11 protein-coding genes are annotated in these 14,756 nt (G+C 64.4%); 7 read left to right on the top strand and 4 right to left on the bottom strand.

Annotation, left to right across the window (positions count from 1 at the left end; genetic code table 11):
• Genes polA through K3152_RS12005 form a run of 3 tightly spaced genes read left to right on the top strand, consistent with a single transcriptional unit; the run spans position 1 to position 5,233 of the window.
• Entirely contained in the window at positions 1–2,835 is a 2,835-nt protein-coding gene (gene polA / locus K3152_RS12015; RefSeq protein ID WP_221574328.1) for a DNA polymerase I, read from the top strand.
• Positions 2,836–2,837: 2 nt separating this feature from the next.
• Positions 2,838–4,142, top strand: coding sequence for a sensor histidine kinase (locus K3152_RS12010; protein ID WP_221574327.1), 1,305 nt, complete (start codon positions 2,838–2,840; stop codon positions 4,140–4,142).
• Between the two features lie 11 nt (positions 4,143–4,153).
• Positions 4,154–5,233: a mechanosensitive ion channel family protein gene (locus K3152_RS12005; protein ID WP_221574326.1), complete on the top strand. Its 1,080-nt coding sequence runs from the start codon at positions 4,154–4,156 to the stop codon at positions 5,231–5,233.
• Between the two features lie 26 nt (positions 5,234–5,259).
• Here the strand turns inward: K3152_RS12005 and K3152_RS12000 are convergent, their stop codons facing one another.
• Both K3152_RS12000 and K3152_RS11995 read right to left on the bottom strand, forming a co-directional pair.
• On the bottom strand, positions 5,260–7,584 hold the full coding sequence (locus tag K3152_RS12000; protein ID WP_221574325.1) for a CDC48 family AAA ATPase: 2,325 nt from the start codon (positions 7,582–7,584) through the stop codon (positions 5,260–5,262).
• 294 nt (positions 7,585–7,878) lie between these two features.
• A complete protein-coding gene (locus K3152_RS11995) occupies positions 7,879–8,331 on the bottom strand; it encodes a hypothetical protein (protein ID WP_221574324.1) in 453 nt (150 codons plus the stop codon).
• A gap of 72 nt (positions 8,332–8,403) precedes the next feature.
• On the opposite strand from K3152_RS11995, the gene K3152_RS11990 reads away from it, so the two are divergent.
• From K3152_RS11990 to K3152_RS11975, 4 genes are read left to right on the top strand one after another with little or no spacing between them, the layout of a single operon-like run.
• Positions 8,404–9,111 (top strand): CoA transferase subunit A, encoded by a 708-nt coding sequence (locus K3152_RS11990; protein ID WP_221574323.1) that lies wholly within the window; start codon positions 8,404–8,406, stop codon positions 9,109–9,111.
• Positions 9,111–10,010 (top strand): 5'-nucleotidase, lipoprotein e(P4) family, encoded by a 900-nt coding sequence (locus K3152_RS11985; RefSeq protein ID WP_221574322.1) that lies wholly within the window; start codon positions 9,111–9,113, stop codon positions 10,008–10,010. Before K3152_RS11990 ends, K3152_RS11985 begins: the two co-directional genes overlap by 1 nt.
• 1 nt (position 10,011) lies before the next feature.
• On the top strand, positions 10,012–10,677 hold the full coding sequence (locus tag K3152_RS11980; protein ID WP_221574321.1) for a 3-oxoacid CoA-transferase subunit B: 666 nt from the start codon (positions 10,012–10,014) through the stop codon (positions 10,675–10,677).
• Between the two features lie 7 nt (positions 10,678–10,684).
• Entirely contained in the window at positions 10,685–11,836 is a 1,152-nt protein-coding gene (locus K3152_RS11975) for a CaiB/BaiF CoA transferase family protein (protein WP_221574320.1), read from the top strand.
• Here K3152_RS11975 and metK read toward each other — a convergent pair whose 3' ends face one another.
• Together metK and lnt are read right to left on the bottom strand one after the other, a co-directional pair.
• Complete coding sequence (gene metK, locus K3152_RS11970; RefSeq protein ID WP_221574319.1) at positions 11,837–13,075, bottom strand: methionine adenosyltransferase; 1,239 nt, start codon at positions 13,073–13,075, stop codon at positions 11,837–11,839.
• Between the two features lie 33 nt (positions 13,076–13,108).
• Positions 13,109–14,704: an apolipoprotein N-acyltransferase gene (gene lnt / locus K3152_RS11965; RefSeq protein WP_221574318.1), complete on the bottom strand. Its 1,596-nt coding sequence runs from the start codon at positions 14,702–14,704 to the stop codon at positions 13,109–13,111.
• Between the last annotated feature and the right edge of the window lie 52 nt (positions 14,705–14,756).

The raw sequence follows: 14,756 nt of genomic DNA, 5'->3' as shown, positions 1-14,756 counted from the left end.
ATGGCCGACAAAAAGCACCTCTACCTCGTCGATGGCTCCGCCTATATCTTCCGGGCCTACCATCGCCTCCCCCCCCTCACCAATCCCGAGGGCACACCGGTGGGCGCGGTTTACGGCTACACGACCATGCTGTGGAAGCTGGCCGACGACCTCGACAAGGCGGATGGCCCGACGCATCTCGCGGTGGTCCTGGACAAGTCGAGCCATTCTTTCCGCAACGAGATTTACGACCAGTACAAGGCCAACCGGCCCGACCCGCCAGAGGACCTGGTCCCGCAATTCCCTCTCATCCGCGATGCGACGCGCGCCTTTAGTCTCCCCATGATCGAGGAAGAGGGCGTCGAGGCCGACGACATGATTGCCTCCTATGCGCGCGCTGCGCAGGCGGAAGGGTGGGATGTCACCATAGTCTCCTCCGACAAGGATTTGATGCAGCTGGTGGGCGAGAAAGACGGCGGGCGCATCGACATGCTCGACACGATGAAGAGCGCACGCATCTATATCGAGGAAGTCGAGGAGAAGTTCGGCGTGCCGCCCGAAAAGGTGGGCGACGTCCTCGCGCTGATGGGCGATTCGGTCGACAACATCCCCGGCATCTTCGGCGTCGGACCGAAGACAGCGAGCAAGCTGATTGCCGAACATGGCGACCTCACCGCCGCGCTCGATTCGGCAGAGGACATGAAGAAGAGCAAGCTCAAGGAACGCCTGCTCGAACACCGCGAGGATGCCGAACTCAGCCGCGTGCTCGTGACGCTCAAGGAAGATTGCCCGCTTCCCATCGACCTCGAGGACATGAAACTCGATGGCGTGCCGAGCGAGCCGCTCGCCGCCTTCCTCGAAAAGCACGGTTTCACCAGCCTGCTGCGCCGGCTCGATGCCGGGACCGGTAGCCCGAACCGCGCGACCGACCTCAACCCGCCCAAGCAGCAGACCGCCAGTGCGGACGCGATCGACGAGGGCAATGCCCAGCCGCTGCCCGAAATGCCCGCGATCGACCGCTCGGCCTATGAATGCGTACAGACGCTCGAACGGCTGCAGGAATGGGTGGCGCGTGCGCAGGCTGCGCGGCTGGTCGCGGTCGACACCGAGACCGACAGCCTCGATTCAATCCGCGCGCGGCTTGTCGGAGTGAGCCTTGCGCTTGGCCCCAACGATGCCTGCTACATCCCGCTCGCCCATGGTGGCAGCGACATGTTTGCCGAGAAGCCCGACCAGATCGACAAGCAGGCCGCGCTCGATGCGCTGAAGCCGATGCTGGAGGACGAGGCGGTCCTCAAGGTCTTCCAGAACGGCAAGTACGACCTCAACGTGCTGGCGCGCGAGGGCATTGCGGTTTCGCCGATCGACGACACGATGATCATCAGCTTCGCGCTCGATGCCGGACGCAGCGAAGCGGGCATCGGCGGCGGGCACGGCATGGACGAGCTGTCCGAACGCCACCTCGGCCACACCTGCCTCAGCTTCAAGGAAGTCTGCGGGACGGGCAAGAAGGCCATCCCCTTCCCCGAAGTCCCGCTCGACAAGGCGACCGAATATGCCGCCGAGGATGCCGACGTCACCTGGCGGCTTCACGCGCATCTGAAGCGCCGCCTGCCCATCGAGGGTGGCACGAAAATCTACGAACGGGTCGATCGCCCGCTGGTCCCCGTGGTTGCCGGGATGGAGCGCCACGGCATCAAGGTCGACCGTGCACGGCTGGCGAAACTGTCGGAAGAGTTCGCGACCGAGACCAAGCGCCTCGAAGGCGAAATCCATGAAATCGCCGGGCAGGAATTCACTGTCGGCAGCCCCAAGCAGCTTGGCGAAATCCTGTTCGACAAGATGGGATACAAGGGCGGCAAGAAGGGCAAGAGCGGGCAATATTCGACCGACCAGTCGGTGCTCGAACGCCTCTCTGGCGACGGCGCGGAGATTGCCGACAAGGTGCTCGAGTGGCGCCAGCTCGCCAAGCTGAAGTCGACCTATACCGACGCGCTGCAGGAAGCCATCAATCCGGAAACGGGCCGCGTCCATACCAGCTACAGCCTCGTCGGCGCGCAAACCGGACGCTTGTCTTCGACCGACCCGAACCTGCAGAACATCCCCATCCGCACCGAAATCGGCCGCCAGATCCGCGATGCCTTCGTGGCGGAAGAGGGCAATGTCCTGCTCGCCGCCGACTACTCGCAGATCGAGCTGCGCCTCGCCGCGCATATGGCCGATGTCGCCCCCTTGCGCGAAGCCTTCGAGCATGGCGAGGACATCCATGCGCGCACCGCGACCGAAATGTTCGGCGAGGTGACGCGCGACACCCGCGCTCGGGCAAAGACCATCAACTTCGCGATCCTCTACGGCATTTCGCGCTGGGGGCTTGCCGGGCGGCTCAAGGTCGAGCCGGACGAGGCGCAGGCCATGATCGACACCTATTTCCAGCGCTTCCCCGGCATCCAGAAATACATCCTCCACACGCTCGAAAGCGTGCGCGAGAAGGGCTTTTCGGAAACGCTCTTCGGCCGCAAGACGTGGTTCCCGCGCATCAACTCCAAGAACCAGGGCGAACGGCAGGGAAGCGAGCGCGCGGCTATCAATGCGCCGATCCAGGGCACCAGCGCCGACATCATCAAGCGTGCGATGGTGCGGATGAACCCCGCGCTGGAAGAGGCAGGGCTCGACCATGTCCGCATGCTGCTGCAGGTGCATGACGAACTCGTCTTCGAACTGCCCGAAGGCGATGTCGAGGCGGCATCGAAAGTCATCGAAAACGTCATGGCGACCGCCGCTCGGCCCGCGGTCGAACTGTCGGTCCCGCTAGGCGTCGACATCGGCACGGGCAAGAGCTGGGGAGCCGCGCACTAGCCATGGAGGCGAAGCGCCCCCTCCTCGGCCTCAGGCTGTCCAATGCCGCGGTGCTTTTGTTCATCGGCGCGGCGATGCTGGGGCTCATCTTCCTCGTCTACCAGACGGTGGAAGCCGAGCGCCTCCAGCGCGAACGCTCGCAGCTGACCGCGCAAATCATCGAGGAGCTCGAGCGCGTCGATACCGCTGCGCTCAACGGCGAGACCGGCCAGCGCGGCTATCTCATCACGCTCGACCGCCGTTATCTCGAACCCTACCGGCAGGGCCGCGAACAGATCGAGCCGGCCTTGCGCCGCCTGCGCGAATTGATCGGCAATGGCGCCACGACGCGGCAGGAGGAGCTGCTCGACCAGATCGATTCGCTCGCCCGCGCGAAGTTCTCCGAAATGGAAGGCACGGTGATCCTCCTCGAAGACGGCCGCCTGCTCGATGCCCGCCGCGCGGTGCTGACCGACGAGGGACAGGAAACGATGGAGCGCCTGCGCCGTGCGCTCGACGAGATGGAAGAGATCGAGCGCGAATTGCTGGCCGAACAGGCCGAGGAAACCGCGCGCATCGAAGGACGCGTGCTGCCGCTGCTGGGCACGCTCATCATGCTGCTGCTGCTTGCGATCCTGCTGGGTTCGCGTCTCGTCTCGCGCGCGGCCCGGCATGAGGCCGAAGCGGCTCAGGCTGCCGCCGTGGGCGAAGCGCGCGACCGGGCCGACCTGCTGGCGCGCGAGCTCAACCACCGGGTCAAGAACATCTTCGCCGTGGTCCTTGCCATCGTCCAGATGAGCGCGCGCGACAAGCCGGAGGCCAAGCCGGTTACCGACGCCATCGCCCAGCGTGTGCGCGCGCTGCTTACGGCGCATGAGGTGAGCCAGGGCGAGCTCGACCGCGAACTGGCCTCGCTCGAAACGCTTATCGAGACGACGCTCGCACCCTATCGTTCGCAGAAGCAGACCGCGACGATCGCGGGACCGGAAGTGCTGCTGCCGGCAAAGCGCATCACGCCGCTCGGCCTCGTTTTCCACGAACTGACCACCAATGCGGTCAAGTACGGTGCCTGGGCCAAGGGCGGGACCATCGATGTCTCGTGGAAATGGGTCGGGGATAGCGTGCACCTGACCTGGCGCGAGGAAGGCGTCCCGCTCGACGGACCGCCCGAACGCAAGGGCTTCGGCAGCCTGCTGATGGAGAGCGCCGCGCGGCAATTCGGCGGCAGCGTCACGCGCGATTTCACGCCCGACGGGCTCGTCGTGACTATCGACCTGCCACAAGCGAAAAGCGCCACAAAACTTGCCAGCGAACCTCCCGCCGCATAGAGCGCGCGCCAATGTTCGATCGCTATCATCCGAGCAACTGGCCGGTTTCCTATGAGGGCCTGATCCACACGGGAGTGGCTCTTGGCGGCGCTATCCTTGTTGCCCTTGTCGCGCATTGGGCCATCTTCAAGGTCCTGCGCAAGATAACGAGCAAATCATCCAGCCAGATGGACGATGTGGTGGTCGCCAAGGTGCGCAAGCCCGTTCGCTGGGCGATGATTGCGTTTGCCGTTTCCATCGCAGCGGAACATGACGCGCTGGTCGGCGATGGCTGGGACCTCTTCGTCAGCTTCCTCACCCCCGCCGTCATCGGCTGGGTCGCGTTCGCGTTCGTGAAGGGCCTTGCTGCGGGCTACGAACACCAGCTCCAGGTCGAAGGCGAAGACGTCGGCAATCGCGGGCACCGTACGCGTATTGCCATCCTCTCGCGTACGGCCCGCGTGGCGATCATCATTATCGCGGTCTCGCTGATCATGCTCAACATCCCGGGCGTACGCGACATCGGCACGACCATGTTGGCCTCGGCCGGTCTGGCCGCCCTCGCCGTGGGTGCGGCCGCGCAGCCAGCCTTGAAATCGCTCATCGCGGGGCTCCAGATGGCGCTCACCCAGCCGCTGCGCATCGGCGACCTCGTCAAGGTCGACGGACAGGCGGGCCGCGTCGAGGAAATCCGCATGAGCTTCGTGACCGTGCGCACCTGGGACGAGCGCGTGCTCGTCGTGCCGACCAGCCGCTTCCTCGACCAGAGCTTCGAGAACTGGTCGCGCGTCAGTGAGAAGCTGACAGGCCCGGTCATGCTCCACCTTGACCCAATCGCCGAAGTCGAGCCGATCCGCGAAGAATTCGAGCGGTTCGTGAAGGGCCACGAATTGTGGGACGGGCGCAACCTCGCGCTGCTGATGACCGAGGCTTACCCCGAAAGCATCGAACTGCGCCTTTCGATGAGCGCCGACACCATCGGCGACCTCTGGACCCTGCGCTGCGCGGTGCGCGAGCACATGCTGGCGTGGCTCAAGGAAAACCAGCCCGACGCGCTGATCCGCCATCGCCTCGAGGTCGAGGCAGCGAACCAGCGCGCCAAGGGTGGCTAAGGCTCGTAGCTAGCCAATGCGGCTAGCTAGCTCTCGACATTGCCGTGCTTGCGGTCGCGCGTGGGCTCGACCATGCCTTCGTGGATGAAGCCGATAGGCTGGACCTCGGCCGCACGCTTTTTCAGCTCGCCGCGCATCTTCTTGTATTCGGCTTCCATCTTGCTGGTTACCGTCGCGCGGCTGTCCTTCAGCGCCTCGGCAAAGTCGGCAGCGGTCACTTCCTGCACATCGCCGCCCGCACGTTGCAGCGCGTTGAGACCGGCGCGGCGGACCACGTCTTCGAGATCGGCACCGGTGAAACGCTCGGTCTTGCCCGCGATGTCCGCAAGGCTGACATCTTCGGCGAGCGGCATGTTCGCCGTGTGGATGCCGAGGATTTGCTCGCGCCCCGGCTTGTCCGGCGTGCCGACATAGACCAGTTCGTCGAATCGACCCGGACGCAGGAGCGCGGGGTCGACCAGCGTCGGACGATTGGTCGCGCCGATGACGACGACCGACTGCAGCTCTTCGAGCCCGTCCATCTCGGCGAGGATGGTGTTGACCACCCTGCCCGTCACCTGCGGTTCGCCCTGCCCTGACCCGCGTGCAGGCACGAGGCTGTCGATTTCGTCGATGAAGATGACGCAAGGCGCGACCGCACGGGCACGCTTGAACATCCTGGCAATCTGCTGCTCGCTCTCGCCATACCATTTCGAGAGGAGGTCCGAGCTTTTCATCGAGATGAAGTTCGCCTCGGCCTCCTTGGCGACGGCCTTGGCCAGCAGCGTCTTGCCGGTGCCGGGAGGGCCATAGAGCAGGAAGCCCTTGGCCGGACGGATCCCGAGCCGGTGGAAGGCGTCGGGGTTCTTCATCGGAAGCTCGATGCCTTCCTTCAGTTTCTCGATCGCATCGCCCACGCCGCCGATATCGGACCAGCCGACATTGGGGACCTGCACCATCACTTCGCGCATGGCGCTGGGCTGGATGCGCTTGAGGGCGGAGAGGAAGTCTTCGCGGCCCACATACAGATCGTCGAGAACACCGGGCGGAATGGTCCGCTCGTCGAGATCGATTTTCGGCATGATACGGCGCACGGCATCGATGGCCGCCTCGCGCGCGAGGGCGGCGATGTCCGCGCCGACGAAGCCGTAGGTCGCCTTGGCCAGTTCGGTAAGGTCGACCTTGTCGCCCAGCGGCATGCCGCGGGTGTGGATGCCGAGGATTTCGCGGCGACCTTTCTCATCGGGTACGCCGACCACGATTTCGCGGTCGAAGCGGCCCGGACGGCGCAGCGCCTCGTCGATGGCATCGGGGCGATTGGTGGCCGCGATCACGACGAGGTTCGAGCGCGCCTCGAGGCCATCCATCAAGGTCAACAGTTGCGCGACAAGACGCTTTTCAGCCTCGCCCGGCACACGGTCACGCTTGGGGGCGATGGAGTCGATTTCGTCGATGAAGATGATGGCGGGCGCAGACTTGCCTGCCTTCTCGAACACCTCGCGCAACGCCTTCTCGCTCTCGCCATAGCCCGAGCCCATGATTTCCGGGCCGTTGATGGTGAAGAACTCGGCATCACTTTCATTGGCCACCGCCTGCGCAAGGCGGGTCTTCCCGGTCCCCGGCGGGCCATGGAGAAGCACGCCCTTGGGCGGATCGACGCCGAGGCGGGTGAACAGTTCGGGATAGCGTAGCGGCAGTTCGACCATCTCGCGCAAGGCCTGGATGGTATCGTCGATGCCGCCGACATCGTCGTAATTGACCACCGCACGCGCATCGCGCGGGGCTTCGAATTCGGCGCGCAATTCGACTTCGGTGTTCTCGTCGATATGGACGATGCCTTTCGGCGTGGTCGAAACAACCGAGAGGCGGATTTGCGTGAGTGCATAGGCAGGCGCGTTGAACATACGGCGCACTTCGGGCGGCATATTCTGCACCGGCTGCTGGCCGGTGGTGGCGACGAGGTCGCCTGCCGTGAGCGGCTTGCCGGCGAAATTGCGCTTCAGCGCTTGCGCGGGCCCTTGCAAACGCATGTCGCGATTGGCGGGCGCGAAGACGACGCGTGTCGCAGGGCGGCTTTCGGCGGCGCGCACGATCACATGCTCGCCCGAACCGACCTCGGCATTGCCACGCTGGAGCCCGTCGAGCCGGACCACTTCGAGCGACTGGTCCTCGTCATAGGCGGACATGGCGATCGCCACCGTGGCGCGCTTGCCGGTGATTTCGACAGTATCACCTTCGGTAATGCCGAGCGCCTGGAAGGCAGATCGGGGCATGCGGGCGATGCCCTGACCGCTTTCTTCCTGCCGTGCTGCGGCGACCTGAAGCCTGACTGTGTTCTCTTCTACCGGCGTTGCAGTTTCCGCATCGGCCATATGGGCTTGGCTCCCTCGCAATATCGTCTTCAGTGCTCCCGCAGATGGGGACACATGTCAGTGATGCAATGAGCGAGGGAGGCGAGAGGTCCGCGCGACAAGGATTTCGGGCAAGAAAAAAGCCCGGCTGGAAAACCAACCGGGCTGGAAAAGTCTTGGGAGAGGATGCCTGAAAGGCAGGGAGACATATGCTCGCGACCAGCTTTTTGTGCAAGTGCGAAAAGAACAAGGTTTGTTGCGTGAGGCGCAACCTGTCCGTTTAAATGCTTGATTAACCTTGGTGCAGGTTCGGCGTTACCTCGCAGGTGCAGCACAGGACTGCAGGCGGCGCGGCTCTGCATCGGTGCCGAGCCAGGCCGTGTATTGGGTCCTCTCGCCGGAAAAGGAATCGCGGCAGGCCTTGGGCGCGATGGTGAGCACGAAGGGGGCCTCGCCTGCGTTCAGTCCCTCCTTTGCGCGAAAGACATAGCCCTTGCCCTCTTGCGTCCGTGTCGACGAGACGACCTTGTAGCCGCCCGATTGCGAGATGCCGATTTTCTCCCCGCGCACGTCGAGCGACATGAAAGGCTCCCCGAAGCGGACATCGAAATCGCCCTTTTTCGCCACATCTCCGAACATCTCGCGCCGATCGACTTCGGCCTTCACCACCACCGGGTCGGCCGTCGCGCGCGGGGTCGGCTGCGGCGCAGGCTCTGCTTCGCAGGCCGCGAGCAAGGACAGCAGAGCCAGCAGGGACAGGGCGCGCATCGGGTATCTCCTTGTTGCGGGGGTGACTTATCGCAAACTCGGCGCTAGCAGCCAAGCCGTAACGGAGGTTCGATGAACAAGCTTTATCCCGATGCCGCTGCCGCCCTCGACGGGCTGCTGAAAGACGACATGCTGATTGCCAGCGGGGGTTTCGGCCTTTGCGGCATCCCCGAGCGGCTGTTGTCCGCCATTCGCGACAGCGGGGTGAAGAACCTCACCTTTGCCAGCAACAATGCCGGGATCGACAATGAAGGCATCGGCATGCTGCTGCGCACGCAGCAGGTGAAGAAGATGATTTCGTCCTATGTGGGCGAGAACAAGGAATTCGAACGCCAATTCCTTTCCGGCGAGCTTGAAGTCGAGTTCTGCCCGCAAGGCACGCTGGCCGAGCGCATGCGCGCAGGCGGAGCGGGCATTACCGGCTTCTACACCAAGACCGGCGTCGGCACGCAGGTGGCCGAGGGCAAGGAAGTGAAGAATTTCGACGGGGAAGACTACATCCTCGAGCGCGGCATCTTCGCCGACCTCGCCATCGTCAAGGCGTGGAAGGCGGACGAGACGGGCAACCTCGTCTTCCGCAAGACCGCGCGCAACTTCAACCAGCCTGCCGCAACCTGCGGCAAGGTCTGCGTCGTCGAGGTCGAGGAAGTGGTGCCGACCGGCAGCCTCGACCCCGACTGCATCCACCTGCCCGGCGTCTACGTCCAGCGCATGATTGTCGGCGCGCCCTACGACAAGAAGATCGAATTCGTGACCACCCGTAAGCGGGAGGAGGCGTGATGCGCGCGGCTCTCGTTTCGCTCGCTGCCCTCGCGCTCGCCGCCTGCCAGACTACGCCCACAGCAGAAGCGCCGGTCGCATCGGCCGATGCGCCCGACACCATGCAGTGGCTCTATGGCTCTGGCGAGGCCGCCGGTGCCTCGATCCAGGCGTGGCGCGGCCTTGCCGATTACGCCATCGCCCGCAGCCGCGAGCGCAAGGTGCCGACTTCGGTCGCCATGGGTATCGGCGGCGAAGTGGCCGAGCCGCAGTCCTGTGCCATCGGTGACAGCTGGAAGCCGCTCGCCGTGGTTTTCGATGTCGACGAGACCGTCTTGCTCAACCTTGGCTACGAGTATTGGTCGGCCAAGACGGGCAACAGCTATTCGCGCGAGACCTGGAAGCTCTGGGAAGAAACCGGCGCCTCCTATGTGAAGCCCGTCCCCGGCGCGGTCACGGGGCTGCGCCGCCTGCGCGAAGCAGGCATCACGCCCGTCTTCAACACCAATCGCCAGTACAGCCCCGAAGGCGCGGCCAAGGCGATTGCAGCAGCAGGCCTCGGCGAGACGGTCCACCGCGACACGCTGTACCTGCGCGGTGACGACGGCACGACCAACGGGGGCAAGGATGGTCGCCGCGCGCTTATTGCCGACCGTTACTGCGTCGTCGCACTCGCCGGAGACAACCTCGGCGACTTCGCCGACATCTTCAACGACGACGAACTGCCCGCTGCCGAGCGCCGCGAACTGGCAGCGCGCGGCGATTTGGCGCAGCTGTGGGGCAATGGCTGGTTCGTCCTGCCCAACCCGGTTTACGGCGATTCGCTCAAAGGCACGGTGGACGAGGTCTTCCCCGAGGGCACCCGCTGGTCTCCTGAAACCGCCCCCGCCGCGCCCGCAATCATGAATGAAGGCAACTGACATGACCGACACGACCGCCCGCACCGGCTGGGACCGCAACCAGATGGCCGCCCGCGCCGCGCAGGAGCTGGAGGACGGCTATTACGTCAATCTCGGCATCGGCATCCCGACGCTGGTCGCCAACCATATTCCCGAGGGCATGCATGTCACGCTGCAGAGCGAGAACGGCATGCTCGGCATCGGTCCCTTCCCTTATGAGGGCGAGGAGGATGCCGACCTCATCAATGCGGGCAAGCAGACCATCAGCGAGCTTGCCCACAGCGCCTATTTCGACAGCGCGCAGAGCTTTGCCATGATCCGCGGAGGGCATATCGACCTCACCGTGCTGGGCGCGATGGAAGTGGCCGAGAATGGCGACATCGCCAACTGGATGATCCCGGGCAAGATGATCAAGGGCATGGGCGGCGCGATGGACCTCGTCGCAGGCGTGAAGAAAATCATCGTCGTCATGGACCACAATGCCAAGGACGGCAGCGCAAAGTTCATTCCCAGCTGCACCCTGCCGCTGACGGGCCAGAACGTGGTCGACATGATCATCACCAACTTGGGCGTGTTCCGCCGCAAGGACCACGAAAGCCCCTTCCAGCTCATCGAACTGGCGCCGGGCGTGAGCGAGCAGGACATCGCCGACAGCACGACGGCAAATTACGAGGTCGCGCTCGGCTGATCCGACCATGGCCGACTGGCTCGAAAACCCGCGCAACGAGAATAGCCCGCTCGCCGGGCTGAAGGTGCTCGAGCTTGCCCGTGTCTTGGCAGGACCATGGGCGGGACAAATCCTTGCCGACCTCGGCGCGGACGTCATCAAGGTCGAAAGCCCCGAAGGCGACAACACACGCATCTGGGGGCCGCCATGGGTCGAGCATGGCGGCGAGACAACCAGCGCCTATTACCACGCCTGTAATCGTGGCAAGCGCGGCATCGTCGCCGATTTCCGGGACGAAGCGGACCTTGCACGCGTTGCGGAACTGGCCGCTGGGGCGGACGTGGTGCTGGAAAATTTCAAGCCGGGCGGACTGGCGAAGTTCGGGCTCGATTACGAAACGCTGGCCAAGGCCAACCCTGCCCTCGTTTATTGCTCCATCACCGGCTTCGGCCAGGACGGTCCGCGCCGCAACGAACCGGGGTATGATTTCGTAGTGCAGGCTATGAGTGGCTTCATGGCGCTGACCGGCGAGCCCGATGGCGACCCCATGAAGATGGGAGTATCGATCAGCGATCTGTCCTGCGGTCTATGGGCAGCCAACGCCGTGCAGGCCGCGCTGCTGATGCGCTATCGGACCGGCAAGGGCCAGTGGATCGACATGAGCCTGCTCGACAGCTCGGTCGCGCTGCTCGCCAACCAGGCGATGAGCTACCTCACCACCGGCGAGAACCCGCCGCGGATGGGGAACGCCCACGCTCAGGTCAGCGCTTATGGCGTGTTCCCGACAAGCGACGGCAAGGTCGTGCTCGCGCCCGCAAACGACGCCCTCTTCCGCAAGCTGCTGACCCTTCTCGAACGCACCGACCTGCTTGAGGACGAGCGCTATGCGACCAATGCAAGCCGCGTGGCGAACCGCGCCGAAGTGGACGGAATGATAGCCGAAGCAACTTCCAGCTGGTCACGCGAAGCGCTGCTCGACGCTTGCGCCAAGGCCGGTATTCCAGCCGGCCCCATCAACGAACTGGACGAGGTCTTCGCCGACCCACAGGTCAAGGCGCGCGGTCTGCAGTTGGACATCGATGGCATGCCATCGGTGCGCAGCCCCTTCGTATTTTCCGATGCCGAACTGGCGATCCGGAAAGCCTCGCCTGCCAAGGGCCAGGACGACCTCTCCGGATAATCAGCCGATAGCGGCTTTCAGGTCATCGACGAGGTCGGTGCGCTCCCACGGGAAGTCGTCGCCGTCCGCCTGCCGCCCGAAGTGACCATAGGCCGCGCTCTTGCGATAGATGGGCTTGTTGAGGCCGAGATGCGTGCGGATGCCGCGCGGGGTCAGGCCGCCCAGCTTCTCGATGCCGCGGATGGCATCTTCCAGCGCCTCGTCGGTCACGCCGTCGGCGCAAGTGCCGTGCGTGTCGACATACAGCGAGAGCGGCTTCGAAACGCCGATGGCGTAGCTGAGCTGAATGGTGCAGCGCCGTGCGAGACCGGCCGCGACGATGTTCTTCGCAAGGTATCGGGTAATGTAGGCGGCAGAGCGGTCGACTTTGGTCGGGTCCTTGCCGCTGAAAGCCCCGCCGCCATGCGGGGCAGCACCGCCATAGGTATCGACGATAATCTTGCGGCCCGTGAGACCCGCATCGCCATCGGGACCACCAATCTCGAAGGCACCGGTGGGATTGATGTGCCATTCGGTCGCATCCGAAACCCAGCCGTCGGGCAGGATATCGGTGACCACGCCCTTCACATAGGCCTTGAGCTCGGCTTCCTTCTCGCCCTCGTGATAGCCCTTGGCGTGCTGGGTCGAGACCACGATGGCTGTGCAGGCCACCGGCTTGCCGTCTTCATAGCGAAGCGAGAGCTGGCTCTTGGCATCGGGCTCGAGGAAGGGCGCCGCACCGCTCTTGCGGTCTGCAGCGAGCCGTTCGAGGATCTTGTGGCTGTAGTCGAGCGTCGCCGGCATGAGGTCTGGCGTCTCGTCGCAAGCGAAGCCGAACATGATGCCCTGGTCGCCGGCGCCCTCGTCCTTGTTGCCGCTGGCATCGACGCCCTGCGCGATTTCGGAAGACTGGCCGTGAAGGTGGTTTTCGAAGGTCAGCGTCTTCCAGTGGAAGCCGGTCTGCTCGTAGCCGATATCCTTCACCGTCTTGCGGACGGCCTGCTCGATTTCGTCCTTCGCACCCGGTGCCCAGCCGCCGTTCACGGCCCACTCGGGATTGTTCATGTCGTACATGGGCGCGCAGCGGATTTCGCCCGAGAGGATGACGCGCTGGGTGGTGGTCATCGTTTCGCAAGCGACGCGCGATTCCGGGTCCTTGGCCAGCATCAAATCGACGATGGCGTCGGAGATCTGGTCGGAAACCTTGTCCGGATGCCCTTCGGAAACGCTCTCGGACGTGAACAGGTAATTGGTGCGCATGAAGGACCCCGATAGAAAGATATAAAGAAGACTTTATGTGTTGTCCGACACGTAACGGGGCCGCAGGCGCATGGCAACCAGCGATACACCCAGAAGAACTATCGCCCAGACAAGCGTGAGCCAGTGTCCGGCCCGCGAGAACAGCGTGGCCGAGCGGGCTGGCGGGACGAGCGTGTCGATGCGGTCGGCCTCTCCGCGCCCGATATGGTCGCGCACCACGCCGCGCGCGTCGATGATGGCGCTGATGCCGGTCGTGGTGGCGCGCAGGACCGGCAGGCCCTCCTCGATGGCGCGCATGCGTGCCTGCGCGAGGTGTTGTGGCGGGCCCCATGCCCCGAACCAGCCGTCGTTCGAAGGATTGAAGATGTAGTCCGGCCTGTTGCCACGTTCGGCCACCTCGCCGGAGAAGACGATTTCGTAGCAAATCTGCATGCCCGCCTTGCCGTGCTGTCCAAGATCGATCGTCTGCGGCCCCGGACCCGGGATGAAATCGATGGAGCCTGCTACCAGTCGCGACAGGCCAAGCGGCTCGAGGATGTCGCGCATCGGCAGGTACTCGCCATAGGGGACGAGATGAGCCTTGGCGTAGCGCTGGCCGAGATTGCCCTCGGCATCGATTGGCGTGACAGTATTATAGGCCCCGACGGCCCGCTCGCGTCCGTCCACCGTGCCGATTTCGAGGTCGGTCGCACCGGTCAGCAGCAAGCTGCCTTCGCCGATGGTCTGGCCGATGCGATAACGCGCAAATGCCGGGTCGGCTGCGGCTGTCATCTGGAAATAATAGCGCTGCGGATAGCCGTCGCGCAGATAGTCGGGGACGCCGCTTTCCGGCCAGAGCACCAGGCGGCGCGAGAGCGGGCGCTCGGGCTTACTTAACGCGGCGATGCGCTGGAACTGCTCTTCGAACTTGGTCGGATCGGCGAGTTCCTCCTGCCGCAGGTTCGGCTGGACGAGAGTGACGGGCAGGAAGCCCTTTTCTTTCGCACCAGCGGGCCAAAACATCCCGGCCAATGTGATCGCTATCAAAGCACCTGTTGGAAGCCAGCGCTTGGCGGCGACGAGCGCCGCCAGAATGCCAGCGAGGGCGACTGCGATCCCGGACAGGGCGTAGGTTCCGATCCACGGCAGGACGAGCGCAGCGCCCGGCCGCGACCAGTCGCCCAGCAGCATCATCGAGAAGGGGCCCCAGGCATAGCCGGTGAAGACCCAGCTCTTGAACCACTCCGCGGCAATCCAGAATGCACCAAGTGCGAGCGCAAACGGCACCAGCCCGCGCCCGCGCGCCAGCTTCCACGCTGCGAGTACGGCCAGCCCGGGCCAGACAGCGAGATAAAGGGAGAGAAGCGGGACCGCCGCCCAGCCGAGCGCGGGCGGCATCTCGGCCTGGAAGGTGAAGGCCGTCGCAATCCAGTTGTTGGTCAGCGTGAAATGCGCGACGCCGAACAGCCAGCCGGTGAGGAAGGCGCTCTTGCTGCTATCCTGCCGGGCAGCCAGCCATACGAATACGGCCATGGCGGCGAGACCAATGGGCCAGAGATGCAGCGGCTGGAAGCCGGTCGCCGCAAGCGCGCCGAGCAGCAATGCGCTCCATCGCGGATGTGAGGCGAGAATTGCTGCGATACGATCCATCGCCTGCGCCTGTTAAATCAGGGCGCGGCGATGGCAAGGAAAAGTGAGGCTT

The sequence above is a fragment of the Qipengyuania polymorpha genome (assembly GCF_019711435.1).
Taxonomy (GTDB): Bacteria; Pseudomonadota; Alphaproteobacteria; order Sphingomonadales; family Sphingomonadaceae; genus Qipengyuania; species Qipengyuania polymorpha.
This window is presented reverse-complemented; position numbering and strand designations above follow the sequence as displayed.

Excerpts from the sequence above, each read along its gene's own strand:
- K3152_RS12005 (WP_221574326.1), top strand. The coding sequence starts at position 4,154 with ATGTTCGATCGCTATCATCCGAGCAACTGGCCGGTTTCCTATGAGGGC.
- polA (WP_221574328.1), top strand. The coding sequence starts at position 1 with ATGGCCGACAAAAAGCACCTCTACCTCGTCGATGGCTCCGCCTATATC.
- K3152_RS11975 (WP_221574320.1), top strand. The coding sequence starts at position 10,685 with ATGGCCGACTGGCTCGAAAACCCGCGCAACGAGAATAGCCCGCTCGCC.
- K3152_RS11995 (WP_221574324.1), bottom strand. The coding sequence starts at position 8,331 with ATGCGCGCCCTGTCCCTGCTGGCTCTGCTGTCCTTGCTCGCGGCCTGC.
- K3152_RS12010 (WP_221574327.1), top strand. The coding sequence starts at position 2,838 with ATGGAGGCGAAGCGCCCCCTCCTCGGCCTCAGGCTGTCCAATGCCGCG.
- K3152_RS11985 (WP_221574322.1), top strand. The coding sequence starts at position 9,111 with ATGCGCGCGGCTCTCGTTTCGCTCGCTGCCCTCGCGCTCGCCGCCTGC.
- K3152_RS12000 (WP_221574325.1), bottom strand. The coding sequence starts at position 7,584 with ATGGCCGATGCGGAAACTGCAACGCCGGTAGAAGAGAACACAGTCAGG.
- K3152_RS11980 (WP_221574321.1), top strand. The coding sequence starts at position 10,012 with ATGACCGACACGACCGCCCGCACCGGCTGGGACCGCAACCAGATGGCC.
- metK (WP_221574319.1), bottom strand. The coding sequence starts at position 13,075 with ATGCGCACCAATTACCTGTTCACGTCCGAGAGCGTTTCCGAAGGGCAT.
- lnt (WP_221574318.1), bottom strand. The coding sequence starts at position 14,704 with ATGGATCGTATCGCAGCAATTCTCGCCTCACATCCGCGATGGAGCGCA.
- K3152_RS11990 (WP_221574323.1), top strand. The coding sequence starts at position 8,404 with ATGAACAAGCTTTATCCCGATGCCGCTGCCGCCCTCGACGGGCTGCTG.